This window comes from Ruegeria arenilitoris, from assembly GCF_013030985.1.
GTDB lineage: Bacteria > Pseudomonadota > Alphaproteobacteria > Rhodobacterales > Rhodobacteraceae > Ruegeria > Ruegeria arenilitoris_B.
Window position 1 is genome coordinate 803,217 of record NZ_WPYP01000001.1, and the last position, 16,442, is coordinate 819,658.

Annotated in this window: 17 protein-coding genes; 6 read left to right on the forward strand and 11 right to left on the reverse strand. The window is 60.7% G+C overall.

The window, feature by feature from the left end; translation table 11 throughout:
• Positions 1–780: an SDR family oxidoreductase gene (locus GOX88_RS03945; RefSeq protein WP_170399439.1), complete on the reverse strand. Its 780-nt coding sequence runs from the start codon at positions 778–780 to the stop codon at positions 1–3.
• A 73-nt stretch (positions 781–853) separates the two neighbouring features.
• Positions 854–1,216 (reverse strand): nuclear transport factor 2 family protein, encoded by a 363-nt coding sequence (locus tag GOX88_RS03950; RefSeq protein WP_170399442.1) that lies wholly within the window; start codon positions 1,214–1,216, stop codon positions 854–856.
• A 111-nt stretch (positions 1,217–1,327) separates the two neighbouring features.
• On the opposite strand from GOX88_RS03950, the gene GOX88_RS03955 reads away from it, so the two are divergent.
• The 3 genes from GOX88_RS03955 (at position 1,328) to GOX88_RS03965 (ending at position 5,434) form a co-directional block, all read left to right on the forward strand.
• Positions 1,328–2,932, forward strand: a complete 1,605-nt coding sequence (locus tag GOX88_RS03955) for a peptide chain release factor 3 (RefSeq protein WP_170399444.1) — start codon at positions 1,328–1,330, stop codon at positions 2,930–2,932.
• A 21-nt stretch (positions 2,933–2,953) separates the two neighbouring features.
• A complete protein-coding gene (locus GOX88_RS03960) occupies positions 2,954–3,889 on the forward strand; it encodes a glycosyltransferase family 2 protein (RefSeq protein WP_367648054.1) in 936 nt (311 codons plus the stop codon).
• Between the two features lie 186 nt (positions 3,890–4,075).
• Positions 4,076–5,434, forward strand: coding sequence for a DEAD/DEAH box helicase (locus tag GOX88_RS03965; RefSeq protein ID WP_170399450.1), 1,359 nt, complete (start codon positions 4,076–4,078; stop codon positions 5,432–5,434).
• A 97-nt stretch (positions 5,435–5,531) separates the two neighbouring features.
• Here GOX88_RS03965 and GOX88_RS03970 read toward each other — a convergent pair whose 3' ends face one another.
• Genes GOX88_RS03970 through GOX88_RS03980 form a run of 3 tightly spaced genes read right to left on the reverse strand, consistent with a single transcriptional unit; the run spans position 5,532 to position 7,524 of the window.
• The gene (locus tag GOX88_RS03970) at positions 5,532–6,434 is read right to left on the reverse strand and encodes an EamA family transporter (protein ID WP_170399453.1); all 903 of its coding nucleotides are present in this window, start codon (positions 6,432–6,434) and stop codon (positions 5,532–5,534) included.
• 21 nt (positions 6,435–6,455) lie between these two features.
• Positions 6,456–7,328, reverse strand: coding sequence for a fatty acid desaturase (locus GOX88_RS03975; RefSeq protein ID WP_170399456.1), 873 nt, complete (start codon positions 7,326–7,328; stop codon positions 6,456–6,458).
• Positions 7,321–7,524: a DUF2061 domain-containing protein gene (locus tag GOX88_RS03980; protein WP_170399459.1), complete on the reverse strand. Its 204-nt coding sequence runs from the start codon at positions 7,522–7,524 to the stop codon at positions 7,321–7,323. Before GOX88_RS03980 ends, GOX88_RS03975 begins: the two co-directional genes overlap by 8 nt.
• A gap of 107 nt (positions 7,525–7,631) precedes the next feature.
• Here GOX88_RS03980 and GOX88_RS03985 point away from each other — a divergent pair, with 107 nt between their 5' ends.
• Both GOX88_RS03985 and GOX88_RS03990 read left to right on the forward strand, forming a co-directional pair.
• Complete coding sequence (locus GOX88_RS03985; protein ID WP_170399464.1) at positions 7,632–8,498, forward strand: helix-turn-helix domain-containing protein; 867 nt, start codon at positions 7,632–7,634, stop codon at positions 8,496–8,498.
• Positions 8,499–8,581: 83 nt separating this feature from the next.
• Positions 8,582–8,764, forward strand: coding sequence for a hypothetical protein (locus GOX88_RS03990; RefSeq protein WP_170325170.1), 183 nt, complete (start codon positions 8,582–8,584; stop codon positions 8,762–8,764).
• A gap of 6 nt (positions 8,765–8,770) precedes the next feature.
• Here GOX88_RS03990 and GOX88_RS03995 read toward each other — a convergent pair whose 3' ends face one another.
• From GOX88_RS03995 to GOX88_RS04005, 3 genes are all read right to left on the reverse strand, one after another.
• Positions 8,771–9,532 (reverse strand): SDR family oxidoreductase, encoded by a 762-nt coding sequence (locus tag GOX88_RS03995; RefSeq protein ID WP_170399467.1) that lies wholly within the window; start codon positions 9,530–9,532, stop codon positions 8,771–8,773.
• Positions 9,529–10,995 (reverse strand): carnitine 3-dehydrogenase, encoded by a 1,467-nt coding sequence (locus GOX88_RS04000; RefSeq protein WP_170399470.1) that lies wholly within the window; start codon positions 10,993–10,995, stop codon positions 9,529–9,531. Before GOX88_RS04000 ends, GOX88_RS03995 begins: the two co-directional genes overlap by 4 nt.
• 112 nt (positions 10,996–11,107) lie before the next feature.
• Entirely contained in the window at positions 11,108–12,025 is a 918-nt protein-coding gene (locus GOX88_RS04005; RefSeq protein ID WP_170399473.1) for a 3-keto-5-aminohexanoate cleavage protein, read from the reverse strand.
• A 131-nt stretch (positions 12,026–12,156) separates the two neighbouring features.
• Between GOX88_RS04005 and GOX88_RS04010 the strand changes: the two genes are divergently transcribed.
• Complete coding sequence (locus GOX88_RS04010; protein WP_170399476.1) at positions 12,157–13,143, forward strand: GlxA family transcriptional regulator; 987 nt, start codon at positions 12,157–12,159, stop codon at positions 13,141–13,143.
• Between the two features lie 69 nt (positions 13,144–13,212).
• Here the strand turns inward: GOX88_RS04010 and GOX88_RS04015 are convergent, their stop codons facing one another.
• From GOX88_RS04015 to GOX88_RS04025, 3 genes are read right to left on the reverse strand one after another with little or no spacing between them, the layout of a single operon-like run.
• On the reverse strand, positions 13,213–14,259 hold the full coding sequence (locus GOX88_RS04015; RefSeq protein WP_170399479.1) for an aldo/keto reductase: 1,047 nt from the start codon (positions 14,257–14,259) through the stop codon (positions 13,213–13,215).
• Positions 14,260–14,296: 37 nt separating this feature from the next.
• Positions 14,297–14,755: a DNA polymerase III subunit chi gene (locus GOX88_RS04020; RefSeq protein ID WP_170399482.1), complete on the reverse strand. Its 459-nt coding sequence runs from the start codon at positions 14,753–14,755 to the stop codon at positions 14,297–14,299.
• A gap of 4 nt (positions 14,756–14,759) precedes the next feature.
• Positions 14,760–16,226, reverse strand: coding sequence for a leucyl aminopeptidase (locus GOX88_RS04025; protein ID WP_170399485.1), 1,467 nt, complete (start codon positions 16,224–16,226; stop codon positions 14,760–14,762).
• Between the last annotated feature and the right edge of the window lie 216 nt (positions 16,227–16,442).

Sequence of the window (16,442 nt, forward strand, 5' to 3'; positions counted from 1 at the left end):
TCACATAGTCAAATTGTTTGCCCCACCGTCCAGCAGGATATTCTGACCCACGATGTACCCGGCATGTTGCGAGCACAGAAAAGCACAGGTCGCGCCAAATTCCTGCCGCGACCCGTACCGCCGCGCCGGGATCGTTGCCGCGCGGTTTGCGCGCGCTTCGTCAATCGAAATGCCCTGCTTCGCCGCGACCCCGCCATCCAGCGAATCTGCGCGATCGGTGGCGTGAATGCCTGGCAGCAGGTTGTTGATCGTCACGCCATGCGCAGCAACCTGTCGCGCTGTCCCGGCCACATAGCCGGTCAACCCGGTGCGCGCCGCGTTCGACAGGCCCAACACCGCGATCGGCGCGCGTACGGATTGCGAGGTGATGTTCACCACCCGACCCCAGCCCTTGTCGATCATGCCCGGCAGCAATGCCTTCATCAAGGCGATCGGCGTCAGCATGTTGGCGTCCAGTGCCTTGATGAAATCTTCACGCTCCCAATCGGTCCACAGTCCCGGAGGCGGGCCACCAGCGTTTGTCACAAGGATATCCACGTCCTGCGCAGCCTCGATCACCCGTGCCTGCCCCTCGACCGAGGTCACATCACAGGCAATCGTCTGCACATCTACGCCATGGTCTGCCCGCAATCGCGCGGCTTCGGCCTCCAGCGCCTCAGCCCCGCGCGCATTCATCACCAGATCGACACCCGCCTGGGCCAAAGCCTCGGCGCAGCCCAGACCCAGACCCTTGCTGCTGGCGCAGACCAGAGCGCGTTTTCCCTGTATTCCCAGATCCATAAGATCCTCCCCATCTGTTGTTGCCCGCATGTCTAGCATCGGCCAGACAGGGAAGACCAGAATCCAGGCTGCGTCAGTAAAAGAACTCTTCCCGAACGATCTTGCCGTTCGCCACGTGATAGACGCCGACCTCTTTCATATCGAACGCCTCACCCGTTTCTTTCACCGTGCCCTGCACCTCGAAAATTACGGCAAAGCGGTCATCCCCATGCGGGAACGGGTCACTGACCGAGGCGCCTGAAACTTCGTGTGCGCCTTCCCACCATTCATGTTTGCCGCGAATGGCGTCACGTCCGTGGGTTTCACGCCCCATGCCTTCCATGTCCTGCGCTTCGACCGAAACGGCGTCTTCCGCATAGAGCTTTTCCAGATTCTCCTTGGCCCGGTCCTCACGGCAGCCAGCAACCAGTTCATCAGCGATTTCTTTCAAATTCATTTTAGGTTTCTCCAGCATTTGTTCACTATATGTTCCTATTGCCACAGCTATACGATTCGAACCACCCCCTTTGTCTTGCTTCGGCAGGATTCCCCGCCTATACGCGCGTTCATGCTTGATACCTCGAACCAACCCACCTTGCCGCCCGAGATCGCCCGGCGCCGGACATTCGCCATCATCTCGCACCCTGATGCGGGCAAGACGACGCTGACTGAAAAGTTCCTGTTGTACGGGGGCGCGATTCAGATGGCCGGTCAGGTGCGCGCCAAAGGTGAGGCGCGGCGCACGCGCTCGGACTTCATGCAGATGGAAAAGGATCGGGGCATCTCGGTGTCCGCGTCGGCGATGTCGTTCGACTATGGGAATTTCCGGTTTAATCTGGTGGATACGCCAGGCCACAGCGATTTCTCGGAAGATACCTATCGTACGCTGACCGCCGTGGATGCCGCCGTGATGGTGATCGACGGCGCGAAAGGTGTGGAAAGCCAGACGCAGAAACTGTTCGAGGTTTGCCGCCTGCGCGATCTGCCCATCCTGACCTTCTGTAACAAGATGGACCGCGAAAGCCGCGATACGTTCGAGATCATCGACGAAATCCAGGAGATGCTGGCCATCGACGTCACCCCCGCCGCGTGGCCGATTGGCGTGGGCCGCGATTTTATCGGCTGCTATGACATGCTGCGCGACCGGCTTGAGCTGATGGACCGGGCCGACCGCAACAAGGTGGCCGAAAGCATCAAGATCGACGGTTTGGACGATCCGAAGCTGGCCGAACACGTCCCCGAACACCTGCTGGAAAAGCTGCTGGAAGAGGTCGAGATGGCGCGCGAATTGCTGCCCGCGCTCGACCCGCAAGCGGTGCTTGAGGGGCATATGACCCCGATCTGGTTCGGCTCGGCCATCAACTCGTTCGGTGTGAAGGAGCTGATGGAGGGTATCGGCGCTTATGGCCCGCAGCCGCAGATTCAATCAGCTGAGCCCCGCCAGATTGCACCGGAAGAGAAAAAGGTCGCCGGATTTGTCTTCAAGGTGCAGGCCAACATGGACCCCAAGCACCGCGACCGGGTGGCGTTTGTGCGCATGGCCTCGGGCCATTTCAAACGCGGCATGAAATTGACCCATGTTCGGTCGAAGAAGCCGATGGCAATCTCGAACCCGGTACTGTTTCTTGCCTCCGACCGGGAACTGGCCGAAGAAGCTTGGGCGGGCGACATCATAGGCATCCCCAACCACGGCCAGCTGCGCATCGGAGACACGCTGACCGAAGGCGAGGCTTTGCGTGTAACCGGCATCCCCTCGTTTGCTCCTGAACTGCTTCAAACCGTGCGTCCGGGCGATCCGATGAAGGCCAAGCATCTGGAAAAAGCCCTGATGCAATTTGCCGAAGAAGGCGCGGCCAAGGTGTTCAAACCTTCGATCGGGTCGGGCTTTATCGTCGGCGTCGTCGGCGCGCTGCAATTCGAAGTGCTCGCCAGCCGGATCGAGATGGAGTACGGCCTGCCCGTGCGGTTCGAGGCGTCTCAGTTCACCTCGGCCCGCTGGGTCAGCGGCGAAAAGGCCGAGGTCGAGAAATTCGTCAACGCCAACAAGCAGCACATCGCCCATGACCATGATGGCGACATCGTTTACCTGACCCGCCTGCAATGGGACATCGACCGGGTCGTTCGCGACTATCCGGCGCTGAACCTGACGGCGACCAAGGAAATGATGACGTGACCTGCCCGCTGGCCGAAATTGGTGGATAACCCGACCTGGGGCACTGTTTCGACGGTTCGGGGCTCGGCCCCGGACATTCTGCGCTTCGTGGCCTATCACCTCGATCTTGGGGTCGACCGGATGTATATCTATCTGGACGAACCCAATCCCAAGGCGTTCAATGCACTGAACCGCCATCCGAAAGTCGAAGTCCGCAATTGCGATGACGGGTTCTGGGCCTACCGACAGCGCGAACGGCCCGACCGGCACCAAACCCGCCAAACCGCAAACGCATCGTTTACATATCGCAACACCGATCTGGATTGGCTGGCCCATATCGATGTGGACGAATTTCTGTGGTCCTCAATACCTGTCCGGGATCAATTGCGATCCGTTCCGCCCCAAACCGCAGCGGCCCGTGTTCGTCCGATCGAAGCGTTGTCGGGCAGCGATGATATGTACAAGGCATACATCCCAAGCGGCCCCGACCGCGAGGCATTGGTACAATCGATTTACCCCAACTACGGCGGCTTTGTTCTTGGCGGTTTCCTCAGCCACGTGCAGGGCAAGCTCATTGTCCGCACCGGAATGAAACACCTGAGCTTTCGCATCCACAATCTGTTTCAAAACAAAGTGCTTTTGCCCTGCAAATTCGAACTACCCGGGCTGGAGCTATGTCACCGGCACGCCCCGGATTGGGAACATTGGGTGGCGCACTACCGGTTCAGGCTGGAACGCGGCTCGTACCAGCCCGGCATGTCCCCCAATGTCCCGCGCGAGCATGGCGGCTTGAACATGAACGAATTGCTCAGTTGGATCGAGGCGGAAGAAGGTCCGGACGGCCTGCGCGCATTCTTTGATGAAATGAGCGGTGCCGACCCCGAGGCGCGCGCCCGGCTGGACGACCACGGCATGGTCCTGCACCGGCCACTGGATCTGGAGGGCAAGCTCAGGAAACACTTTCCCGGAAGTGTCTGAATTGTTGCGTAAAATCCGCACAGCTTGAGCGCACAAAACCCTAAAGGGGTCTTCATTTGACCCTGACCAACGTTTTTGTTATGTCCCCCCCAAAGCCGAAATTGCGCAATGACGCGTATGGCCATCCGGGCCCGGCAAACCTCTGACGCGCGGGCCAGGTCTAGTGTCCGCATGAACCGGACATACATGACAAAGTTTAACGAACTGAACCTGAACCCGAAGGTCCTCAAAGCCATTGAGGAAGCCGGATACGAAACCCCCACCCCAATCCAGGCCGGTGCAATTCCGCCTGCGCTTGAGGGCAAGGACGTTCTGGGGATCGCCCAAACCGGCACCGGCAAGACCGCCAGCTTTACTCTGCCGATGATCACGCTTCTGGCCCGTGGCCGTGCCCGTGCGCGGATGCCGCGCTCGTTGGTTTTGTGCCCGACGCGGGAACTGGCCGCGCAGGTGGCCGAGAATTTCGACACATATGCCAAAAATGTGAAACTGACCAAAGCGCTGTTGATCGGCGGTGTCAGCTTCAAGGAACAGGACGCCCTGATCGACCGTGGCGTTGACGTGCTGATCGCCACTCCGGGCCGTCTGCTGGACCATTTCGAACGCGGCAAGCTGCTGCTGACCGGTGTTCAGATCATGGTGGTGGATGAGGCCGACCGAATGCTGGATATGGGCTTTATCCCTGACATCGAACGCATCTTTTCGCTGACGCCGTTCACCCGCCAGACGCTGTTCTTCTCGGCCACCATGGCGTCTGAGATTGAGCGGATCACCGACACGTTCCTGTCCGCCCCGGCCCGGATCGAGGTTGCCCGTCAGGCCACCGCATCCGAGACCATCGAACAGGGCGTGGTCATGTTCAAAGGCGGTCGCCGCGACCGCGAAGCCAGCGCCAAGCGCAAGGTACTGCGCGCTCTGATCGACTCCGAGGGCGACAAGTGCACCAACGCGATCATCTTCTGCAACCGCAAGACGGACGTGGATATCTGCGCGAAATCGCTGAAGAAATACGGCTATAACGCCGCTGCGATCCACGGCGATCTGGACCAGTCACAGCGGATGAAAACGCTGGACGGATTCCGCGATGGTTCACTGCGCCTGCTGGTTGCATCTGACGTGGCCGCGCGCGGACTGGACATTCCGTCGGTCAGCCACGTGTTCAACTTCGACGTTCCCGGCCATGCCGAGGATTACGTCCACCGCATCGGTCGTACCGGCCGCGCCGGACGCGAGGGCAAGGCGATCACGATCTGCTCTGGCCGTGATGAAAAGGCCTTGGATGCGATCGAGAAGCTGATCCAGAAGGACATCCCGCGGCTGGACAATCCCGTCAAGGAAGAGCCGAAAGCCGAAAAGCCGAAGCCCGAGAAAAAATCCAAGCCTGAGGACAGCAAAAAAGCTGAAGGCAAGCGAGGCGACCGCAAGAAGGACAAAGAGTCCAAAGGCCGTGGCCGTCGCGATGACAACGGCCCCGCCGTTGTGGGCATGGGTGATCACCTGCCCAGCTTCATCGCCCTCAGCTTTGCCGAACGCCGCGCTGGCTAGTCGGGTTTGATTGCATAGAACCGGTTTTCACTGCCTCTTGCCTGACGGCTCGAACGCAGGAAACCGGTGACTCTGCGATCCTGAAATCAAACACGACCTAAATCGCCAGTACCAGCGCCAGAATGGACACGCCGAGCAACGTCATCCCGGCGATCTCGCGCCGTGTGATGGTTTCCCGAAAAAACAGCAGCGAGGCGAACAGGCTGAGCAACAGCTCGACCTGCCCCAGCGCCTTGACATAGGCCGCGTTCTGCAGCGTGAAAGCAAAGAACCAGCAGAACGAGCCGCACAGGCTGGTCAGGCCGACAAACATGCTTGTCCGGCGGGTCTGCCACACGGCAAGCAGCTCGGCCCGGTCACGCCACAGCAGCCACAACCCCATGCTGAGAAACTGGAACATCACCACGACGGCCAGCGTGACCAATGCGCGGAACCAGGCATCGATCTCGCCAAGCTCCAACGAAGCACCGCGGTAACTGACCGACGAAAAGGCGAATAGCACCCCCGACCCCAACCCCAGCCGCGAGGCGCGGTTGGTCAGGTGTTTCCACCACGCCCCGTCTCCTCCGGGTGATTTCGACAGCAGCAACACCGCAAGCAGACCCAGCAAAATCGCCACCAGCGCCCCGGCCGAGACCTGATCGCCCAGTACCAGGAAACCGACAATGGCAGTCTGGATCACCTCGGTCTTTTTAAAGGTTATCCCGACCGCAAAGTTGCGTTGCTTGAACAGGGCCACCACGCAGATGGTCGCCAGAATTTGCGCCGTTCCACCGATTACAGCAAACAGCCAGAACTTTGCCGTCAAAGTCGGCAGGCTGAACCCGGTCACCTGCAGCGCCACAAACAGCCCCAGCAGCGCCAGCGGCATCGAATAGGCGAAACGGGCAAAGGTCGCGCCAGCCGCGGTCAGCTTTACGGTACTGAGCGACTTTTGCAGCATGAACCGCACGGTCTGGAACGAGGCGGCGGCGATGGTGACAGGAATCCATAAACTCATGGTTTCCCTTGTGTCGCCTTATCAACCCTTTGGCCAGAGAGGATGCGCCACCGGATCTTTTGCCCGCAGGAAATACGACCGGAAAATCTGCGCGTAAGAGCGATAGACATAGGCCTCATTTCGGGCCTGATACCGCTCTTTTTCCGAACGATACAAGCCGGGCAACCGATACCATGGTGCACCGGGGTTCATGTGATGAACGACGTGCAGATTGTTGTTCAAAAACAGAAAAGCCAGCGGGCCGCGATCTTCGATGATCACCGTACGCGCACCAGAGTTTTCATGCGCGCGGTGTTCCAGAAAGGTGCGGATTTTGACCAACCCCAACCCGAAATAGGCCGACAGCACATAGGCCCAGATCGGCATTTGGGACTGCGCGACAATCCACAGGACCGCCACGACTCCGGGCAGATGAAGCGCCCAGGCTCGCGCAACATCACGACCGCCGCGCAACTCGTTGCGCATGAATACAATCTGCCCGATGGCCGGCCCCAGAACGATCCGGCCCAGCAGAGTGTTGTTCACACGCAGCAACCGACGTTGCCAACCGAGCAATGTGCCCCATACCTGCGGATCCAGATAGTTGGATTCGGGGTCGTCATACGGATCGGTCAGTGTTTCATCCCGGTGATGCGCCAGATGCAGGTCACGGAACCTCTGATACGGGATGAACAGGGTCAACGGCAGCGCCATCAGCGCCTCGTTCAGCCACTTCGTGCGGAACGGATGACCATGCAGCGCCTCATGCGTGAGCGAAGAATGCAACGCAGCCACGACCGCCATCGCCGGAATTGCCAGCCACAGCGGCAGCAGGAACACCACGGCCAGCCACGCGCCATAGCACGCCAGGATCAGGGCCAGTGTGCCCCATTCGGGTGCTGCGGGCCTAGACATTGCGACCCCACGTGATACCCGCCCAAATACGCTCGTAAATCACGTACATGGTCAGGCCGATGGCCGTGTTCACAATCGCCAGCGTGCCGCCAATCGCTGCTGAGCCGGTGGCCACCAGTCCCACCAGCGTCATCACGATCAGACCCATTGCATTCCACAGCACAGCCTTCACGACTGATCTTCGTCGTGTTTCCATTCCGTCACCCATATTGTTGTTATGTCTTTAAAATTACGGGTCACGGGCTCCGTTGAAAATTCTGAATATGATTAACAAAACTCATCATATGTGATATTTACAAACATATGCAGGATAAAATCGACAAACGAGACCGCGCAGCACAGTTTCGACTGCGACTCGCCCGCGCCATGGAGGAGCGTCACGTCAGCCAGAGCGCGCTGGCGCGACATATCGGTGTGGATCGTTCGACCGTATCGCAGCTATTGACTGATGAGGGCGCAAGGCTGCCGAATTCGCATGTGGTGGGCAGTTGCGCCTCGGCCCTTGGGGTGTCGGCGGACTGGCTTCTGAGCCTGTCGGACCGGCCGGAAAGTGCCGCGGAACTGCTGGCAAGTTCGCTGACCGTGACCGAAGCCCCGCGCGCGCTGGTCGATGAGCGTATCTTTGAATGGCACCAAGAGGCTGCGGGATATAAAATCCGTTATGTTCCAGCGACTTTGCCCGACATGTTAAAGACACGCGCCGTGTTGGAATGGGAATACGCCCCGCATCTGGGCCGGACGGCGGATCAGGCGATCGGAGCCTCAGCCGACCGCCTGAAATGGATGCGCAGCGCCCAGTCGGATTATGAAATTGCCATGCCCCTGTATGAGTTGGACAGTTTCGCCCATGCCTCGGGCTATTACGAAGGTCTCTGCCCCAAAATCCGGCTGGAACAGATCGACCACCTGCTGGAGATTTGCGAACAGCTCTACCCCCGCCTGCGCATCTATCTGTTTGATGCAAAAAGGCTCTATTCGGCCCCCGTGACTATTTTCGGCCCACTTCTGTCCGTGTTCTACGCGGGCAGCCACTATATGGCCTTCCGCGACCGCGACCGGATCGAGACATTTACGCGCCATTTCGACCGTCTGGTACGCGAGGCTGACCTGACCGCGCGCGACTTCCCTGACCACCTCAGGCAGTTGCGCGCGGCAATCTCCGACCGCTAAGGATGCACAGACCTCATTCTTGTGCTATCGTCATTCGGCGCGAACCTTCGGGTATTCCGATCACAGACGGGAGGACGATAGGAATGGACGCAATTCAAACTGCTCAATACGCACGAGCGCTCTATACCGCCCATGGCGATCAGGCCGAGGCGGAAGCTGCCAAGAAGATGCGTGAATGCGAAGCCGCCGGGAATATGCAGCAAGCGCAGGACTGGCAGGCGGTCCGTCAGACCATCCGCCAGATCCGCGGGCCAAATCAGGGCTAATTCGGCTTAAATTTTCGGGTCAGGATTCACCGTATGACCGTCCACGGCAATCACCTGACCCGACACCAGCCGCGCCGCGTCCGAGGCGAGGAACACGGCCATATTGGCAATGTCATGGCCTTCGACGAAACGACCCATCGAGGTACCTGCCGCATAGCCGTCATAGACCTGATCGCGGGTCATGCCCTTGGCGGCCGCTTCGCGTGCCAGCACGCCCTCCATCCGGGGGCCTTCGACCGCGCCGGGGCAGATGACATTGCACCGCACACCGTGTGATCCAAGCTCCATCGCCAGCGTCTTACCCAATCCGATCACCCCCCATTTCGCCGCCGCATAGGGTGCGCGGTTTGGATAGCCGTACTGCCCGGCGGTGGACGACGTGATCACCACGGCTCCGCCGCGTTGCCGTTTCAGGATCGGTGCCGCGTATTTGGCGCAGAGGAACGCACCCTCCAGATTGACCGAAAGGCAGAACCGCCAATCCTCCAGCGCCACGTCCTCGACCAGAGCCGTCGGCCCAGCAACACCCGCATTTGCGCAGAGCGTGTCCAATCCGCCCCACGCGGCCTCGATCTCGGCGAACAATGCAGCCACAGCGGTTTCGTCGGCCACGTTCACCTCGGACCGTTTCCAGTGCGCCGGGCATCCATCCAGGGCAGCCGTATCGACATCCGCCACCCACACCTGCGCACCAGCCGCATCGAAGGCTTCGGCTATGGCGCGACCAACGCCCGAAGCACCGGCGGTAATCAGAACCCGTCCGCTCATGCCGGTTTCCGGATGGCGGCACCGGCTCCCTCTGGGTATGGCAATCCGGCCTGCGCTTCGGCGATACGGGCCATTGCGGCCTCAATTTCGGCCGATGGCGCGCAGGGGCGGCGGGTTTCAAGGCTGACATGCAGCAGGAAGCTTTCGCCTGTAGCGATCAGCTTGTCGCCCTCATACATACTGTGGAAGACATGCAGCTTCTTGCCCTGCCCCAGCAGCATCTGCGTGCGGATTTCGATCTTTGCGCCAGCGTGAACCTCGTCGACATAGCGGATGTGGTTCTCGGCGGTGAAATAGCTGCCACCCGAGGCGATATAGTCCGCGTCACAGCCGATGATCTCCATGAACCGATCGGTTGCGTCGGCAAAGGCTTCTAGATAGCGCGCCTCGTTCATATGGCCGTTATAGTCGGTCCAATCCAGCGGCACCGCGCGCGAGACGGTCAGGATCGGCTGGCTCAGATCGGCCTGCTCCATCGTCGGCAATGCACTGGGTTTCAGCACTGCGTCATGCTGGTTCAGCACCGCACCCGCACCCCAGTTCTGCGCCTTCAGTGCCCGCATCATGCCAACGAGGTTATTATCGCGAATGCGCTCCAATTCGCGGATCGAATGCATCCCCGACTGCGCATCCGACTGATCGGCAATCATATTCACCAACTCATCGGTGAACTCGGGCACATCCATCAGCTTGGTCCAGGGCCATTTCAACGCAGGTCCGAACTGTGCCATGAAATGCCGCATCCCGGCTTCGCCCCCCGCCACGCGGTAGGTTTCGAACAGACCCATCTGCGCCCAGCGGATGCCAAAGCCCATACGGATCGCTTCGTCGATCTCTTCGGTGGTGGCGATGCCGTCCTTGACCAGCCACAGCGCCTCGCGCCAGACGGCCTCAAGGAAGCGGTCGGCGATATGCGCGTCGATTTCCTTTTTGACGTGAAGCGGGAAAAAACCGACCGATTTCAGCAGCTGCTGTGCACGCTCGACCATCTCAGACGGGTTCTTTTCCGTCGGCACCAGCTCAATCAGCGGCAACAGATAGACGGGGTTGAACGGGTGCGTCACCACGATCTGCTCAGGCCGCAGCGCGCCGTCCTGCAATTCGGACGGTTTGAACCCGCTGGTCGAAGACCCGATGATCGCTTGTGGGTCACAAGCCTCTTGCAACCCCTTGTAGACCTTGAGTTTCAGATCCAGCCGCTCTGGCACGCTTTCCTGTATCCACACCGCACCCTGCACCGCTTCGGCCATGTCATCATGGAAGGTCAGCGCGCCTTCGGGCGGCAATGGCACATTGCTCAGCCCCGGCAGCGACCGCCGCGCATTGTCCAGAACCTCACCAATCTTGCGCTCGGCCTCGGGGTCCGGGTCGAACACCCGGACGTTCCACCCATTCAGCAGGAACCGAGCGGCCCAACCGCCGCCAATCACGCCACCACCAATGATAGCTGCTGTTTTCATCAAATCTCCTCCAGCCTGAATGCCTCCCAAAGCTCACCCAGGCACCACGTCTTTATTTCTTTGCAAATAACCCGAGGGGGTGGGGCTGGCCCCCAATCACCCAACAGAAGGTCCCTTAAGCGGCCACCGGCGCCCGTTTGGTCAGCCCCAGCTTTTCACGCACTTCCTGCGGGCCAATGACCCGCGCGCCCATGTTGGACACCACGGTGCTCGCACGTTCGACCAGTTGCCAGTTCTCGGCCAGCACGCCCTTGTCGAGCCACAGGTTGTCTTCCAGACCAACGCGCACGTTGCCGCCTGCCAGAACCGCAGCCGCCGCATAGGCCATCTGGTTGCGGCCCAGTGCAAACGCGCTGAAGGTCCAGTCGTCGGGCACGTTGTTCACCATCGCCATGAAGGTATTCAGATCATCCGGCGCGCCCCACGGCACGCCCATGCACAGCTGGACCAGTGCGTTGGGTTCCAGAATTCCCTCTTTCACCAGCTGCTTGGCAAACCACAGATGACCGGTATCAAAGGCCTCGATCTCGGGCTTCACGCCCAGATCGGTCATCATCTGCCCCATCGCCCGCAATGCGCCGGGGGTGTTGGTCATGACGTAATCGGCCTCGGCAAAGTTCATAGTGCCGCAGTCCAGGGTGCAGATCTCCGGCAGGCACTCGGCGATATGGGCGACACGTTCCGAAGCCCCAATCATATCGGTGGCCGCCTCGTTCACCGGAAACGGGCTTTCGACACCACCAAAGACGATATCCCCGCCCATCCCGGCGGTCAGGTTCAAAACGACGTCCACATCGGCGTCGCGAATACGGTCTGTCACCTCACGATACAGGTCCAGACGGCGGCTGGGAGCGCCGGTCTCGGGATCGCGCACGTGGCAATGCACAACGGCCGCGCCAGCCTTGGCGGCGGCAATCGCGCTGTCGGCAATCTGCTGCGGCGAACGCGGCACATGCGGGCTGCGATCCTGCGTTCCACCCGAACCTGTGACGGCGCAGGTGATGAAGACTTCGCGGTTCATTTCCAAAGGCATGACGTTCTCCCCAAGTTATACCCCGTTTTGCCCGGGTTTTCCCCAGACTTCTCCACGGATTCCGATTTGCGTTCGGACCTGAGTTTGACGCAGCCTTGTGCAAACACTTGCCAGAATGCGAATCGAACTTGATGAAATCCGCAAAAAACATACTGCAACCCGAACATCGCGCGCTGAAAACGGCCGTGCTGGTGCTGGATGAATGCAACACGCTCAGCTTCGCATCCGCCGTCGATCCGATGCGGGCTGCGAACCGCCTGGCGGACCGTCCGGCGTTTGATTGGGACTATGTCACCGCCACGGCAGAGCCCGCGATGCTGACCAGTGCGCTGAACGTTCCCGGCATCCCTCTGGCCCGCTTGCAAAGTTGCGATCTGATGATCGTCATCGCCGGGTTTCAACTGGCCCGGCACGCCACACCCAGCCTGTTGGCTGGCCTGCGCCGCATTGCTGGTACGGGTGCCACCATGGCCGGCATCGACGGCGGGCCCTGGCTGCTGGCCGAAGCCGGTTTGCTGGACGGCCACGCCGCCACGACCCATTGGGAAGACCTCGACAATTTCGCCGCCCGCTTCCCCGAAGTGGACGTGCGCCCCGATCGGTTCACCGTGTCCGGAGACCGCCTCACGTCAGGCGGCGCAATTCCGGCGGTCGAAATGATGCTGCACATCATTGCTGCACGCCACGGTGCTGGCTTTGCCGCGCGCGTTTCGGGCCTCTTCCTCTATGATGGCGCGCCAGACCCAGCCAAGCCGCAAAGCCGTACAGGGGCACCGCATCGCCACACGGCTCTGACAGCCAAAGCCAACACGCTGATGGAATCGTCTCTTGATGACCCCTTGCCGTTGGCAGATATCGCGGAAACCCTCGGCACCAGCCCCCGAACGCTACAACAGCAATTCCGCCTCCGCCTGGATACGACGCCGCAGGACCACTACCTGCAACTGCGCCTGGCCGAGGCCCGCCGTCTTGTCACCGATACCGACCTGTCGCTGATGGATGTGGCGCTTGCCACAGGGTTCGCCTCACAATCCAGCTTTGCCCGCGCCTTCCGCACCGCACACGGCCTTTCGGCCCGCGACCTGAGGCAAGAGCGCGCGCACCCGACCCATCACTGACGGGATCCGCTTCATCTGGCCCAAAATACCTCGGGGGAGGCGCGCGCAGCGCGGTGGGGGCAGAGCCCCCTAATAGGGCATCGGATGCGCGCGGTGCGCCTGGCCGATCTCGGCCACGATCCCATCCGCCAACCGAAGGTCCTTTCCAGCCAGAATATGCTCCAACTGCGCCACCGTGGTCGCTCCGAAAATGGAGGACATCATGAAGGGCCGCGTCCGACACCACGCCAGCGCCATATGCACCGGATCCAGCCCGTGCCGTTCGGCAATCGCAAGATAGGCCGTCACCGCATCAAAGACCCGGTCTGATTTTCTGCCACCCATTTCGGCATTTTGCGACATACGCGACCCTTCGGGCACTGCGCCACCCTGGTACTTGCCGGTCAGAAACCCGGCCCCCAGAGGCGAAAAGGCCATCAGCCCCACATCCTCATGCACGCTCAGCTCGGCCATATCCGTATCGAAGTGACGGCAGAGCAGCGAGTATTCGTTCTGAACCGAGGCCACCCGTGGCGCCCCCATCTGCTCGGCAATGCGCAGCCATTGCGCAGTGCCCCAGGCGCTTTCATTCGACAGGCCAAAGGTGCGGATGTTGCCCTTGTCCACTTGTGCCTGCAATGCCTCAAGGCAGTCCTGCATGTTGTCCAGAACTTCGTTGGTATTGTGCCCCGAAGGCGAATAGTTCCAGTTCTGCCGGAACATGTAACTGCCCCGGTTCGGCCAGTGAAACTGGTAGAGGTCAATGCAATCCGTCTGCAACCGCCGCAGCGAGCCTTCAATCGCCTCGGGAATGGTTTCACCCGAAATCCACGCACCATCGCGGGCATGAGCGAACCCGGCGCCTGAATGCTTGGTCGCCAGAACATAGTTGCCCCGACGTGACGGGTTGGCGGCGTTCCAATTGCCCAAGATCTCTTCGGTCCGACCCACGGTCTCTTTCGAGATCGGGTTGACCGGGTACATCTCGGCGGTATCGACGAAGTTGATCCCGGCCTCCAGCGCCATATCCATCTGCGTGTGGGCGTCCGCCTCAGAGGTCTGTGTGCCAAAAGTCATGGTGCCAAGGCACAGGTCGGTCACCATGATGCCGGTGCGGCCCAAAGGCTTCATTTCCATCTGTCACTCTCCCGAGATTTACTTTGAAGCCAGCGGCTTATGCCTCGGCCTTCTTCTCCCACCGACCCGATTCCTCGGACCAGTATTGCGCCGAACATCCCGCCCCGGTCAGGGCTTTCCACTGGCCCCGCGCGTGCTGAACAGCTTCGCCATCATTGCCATCGAACAGGATACAGACCCGTTCCAGCGCCGCCACTTCATCCGGGTCCACCGGTGCCCCGTCCACGGCCATAATGCAGGCCGGGTTGTTGGCGGCCTCGGGCCCGGTGGTCAGCAAAATGGGCTGCGCTGCATCGTGGGGGCCGCCTTCGCGGCCATGTGGCAGGAACCCTTCGTCGGGCCCCAGCCACAGTTTCTCATCCAGCCAGTCCATCCGGGCGGGTTCGGTGCCCCGCACGGCGATCTTCCACCCGGCCTGCCGTGCCTTGTCCAGCAGAAACGGCAAGGTGTACTCCAGTGGCTGACGGGTCAGGTGGTAGAAATAGACGGCGCCCATCGGATTACTCGAAATTGTCCTGCACAAGGCGGCTGAGTGCACGAACACCCCAGCCAGTGGCCCCTTTGGGTGCGTAGGACGTTTCCGAAGACACCGAGGCCACACCCGCGATATCCAGGTGAATCCACGGCGTCTCCTCTTTCACGAACCGCTGCAGGAACTGCGCGGCGGTGATCGAGCCCGCCGGACGGCCGCCAACATTCTTCACGTCGGCAATGCGCGATTTCAGCTGTTTGTCATAGGCCTCACCCAAAGGCATCCGCCATGCACCCTCGTCCTCGGCTTTGGCCGATTTCAGGAAGGCATCGCAGAACGTGTCATTGTTCGAGAAGACACCCGCGTTCTCATGCCCCAGACCGATGATGATCGCACCGGTCAACGTGGCGAGGTCGATCATGCCGACCGGGCTGAACCGCTCCTGCGCGTACCACATCACGTCACACAGAACCAAACGGCCCTCGGCATCGGTGTTGATGATCTCGACCGTGTCACCTTTCATCGATTTGACCACGTCACCCGGACGGGTCGCGTTGCCCGAAGGCATGTTCTCGACCAGACCCACCAGCCCGACCACGTTGGCCTTGGCCTTGCGCTTGGCCAGTGCGCGCATGGTGCCCGCGACGACACCCGCGCCACCCATGTCCATGGTCATGTCTTCCATACCGCCCGCAGGCTTGAGCGAGATACCACCGGTATCGAACACAACTCCCTTACCGACCAGGGCCAGCGGCGCGTCGTCCTTGTCGCCGCCGTTCCACTGCATCACCACAACCTTCGAAGGACTGACCGAGCCCTGCCCGACGCTCAGCAGCGTGCGCATACCCAGCTCTTCCAGCTTGTCCTCTTCCAGCACCTCGACCTCGAGGCCCAGTTCCTTCATCTCGACCAGACGGTCGGCGAATTCTGTGGTGGTCAAGACGTTGGCCGGCTCGTTGGTCAGATCGCGGGTCATCCGCACGCCATCAGCCACGGCGTATTGCGGGGCAAAGGCGGCCTCGACCTCATCAGCTTTGTGGTGGCTGATGGTAACGGTTCCCGCTTCGTCCGATTCCTTTGTCTTATGCGCGTCGAAATCATAACTGCGCAGGGCGATACCCGTCGCCAGTTCCTCGCTGCGCGGTTGATTGCCCGCCATCACCAGCAGGTCTTTGCCACCCGCCAGCTTTGCCAGCGCGGCACCGGCCTTGCGTGCCTCGGCCGCGTCGGGGCGGCGTGGCAAAACCACGATGTCCAACGCCTCAGCCGCCATGCCGCCGGGCCAAGCCAATGATATCACGTCGCCTGTTTTGACCTTTTCGAACCGGGCGCTCTCGATCAGCCGAACAACCGCGCCGCGGGTCAGTCGATTGGCGCGACGCACCGCAGGGCTCATCTTGCCCTCGGGCGGCACGATCACGGCCACACGCCCCTCGGCCTGCGCCATCACATCCACGTCAAAGGGCTGAAACCGGATCGGTACAAGACTGCTCATTGCAAACTCCTCAAAATCTGTTCCCCAAGACCTAGCCCGCGCCGGGCGGCTTGACCAGATAGCAGTTTTCCCCGCGCGCGGATTGCATTACAGTCCCCGAAAAATTCCGGCAGGATCGGGGAGAACGAGTTGGCGAGACAGGGCAGGCATAAGCCGGTGCGCATCCGCGCAGGCGACGGTGATTCTGGCCAGATGATCGCCCGGTTCCCCCAGGAA

Bases quoted from the DNA above. Each gene is read 5' to 3' on its own strand.
- GOX88_RS03980 (WP_170399459.1), bottom strand. From the start codon at position 7,524: ATGGAAACACGACGAAGATCAGTCGTGAAGGCTGTGCTGTGGAATGCA.
- GOX88_RS03985 (WP_170399464.1), top strand. From the start codon at position 7,632: ATGCAGGATAAAATCGACAAACGAGACCGCGCAGCACAGTTTCGACTG.
- GOX88_RS03955 (WP_170399444.1), top strand. From the start codon at position 1,328: ATGCTTGATACCTCGAACCAACCCACCTTGCCGCCCGAGATCGCCCGG.
- GOX88_RS04015 (WP_170399479.1), bottom strand. From the start codon at position 14,259: ATGGAAATGAAGCCTTTGGGCCGCACCGGCATCATGGTGACCGACCTG.
- GOX88_RS03965 (WP_170399450.1), top strand. From the start codon at position 4,076: ATGACAAAGTTTAACGAACTGAACCTGAACCCGAAGGTCCTCAAAGCC.
- GOX88_RS03995 (WP_170399467.1), bottom strand. From the start codon at position 9,532: ATGAGCGGACGGGTTCTGATTACCGCCGGTGCTTCGGGCGTTGGTCGC.
- GOX88_RS04005 (WP_170399473.1), bottom strand. From the start codon at position 12,025: ATGCCTTTGGAAATGAACCGCGAAGTCTTCATCACCTGCGCCGTCACA.
- GOX88_RS04010 (WP_170399476.1), top strand. From the start codon at position 12,157: ATGAAATCCGCAAAAAACATACTGCAACCCGAACATCGCGCGCTGAAA.
- GOX88_RS03970 (WP_170399453.1), bottom strand. From the start codon at position 6,434: ATGAGTTTATGGATTCCTGTCACCATCGCCGCCGCCTCGTTCCAGACC.
- GOX88_RS04020 (WP_170399482.1), bottom strand. From the start codon at position 14,755: ATGGGCGCCGTCTATTTCTACCACCTGACCCGTCAGCCACTGGAGTAC.
- GOX88_RS03990 (WP_170325170.1), top strand. From the start codon at position 8,582: ATGGACGCAATTCAAACTGCTCAATACGCACGAGCGCTCTATACCGCC.
- GOX88_RS03975 (WP_170399456.1), bottom strand. From the start codon at position 7,328: ATGTCTAGGCCCGCAGCACCCGAATGGGGCACACTGGCCCTGATCCTG.
- GOX88_RS03945 (WP_170399439.1), bottom strand. From the start codon at position 780: ATGGATCTGGGAATACAGGGAAAACGCGCTCTGGTCTGCGCCAGCAGC.
- GOX88_RS03950 (WP_170399442.1), bottom strand. From the start codon at position 1,216: ATGAATTTGAAAGAAATCGCTGATGAACTGGTTGCTGGCTGCCGTGAG.
- GOX88_RS04025 (WP_170399485.1), bottom strand. From the start codon at position 16,226: ATGAGCAGTCTTGTACCGATCCGGTTTCAGCCCTTTGACGTGGATGTG.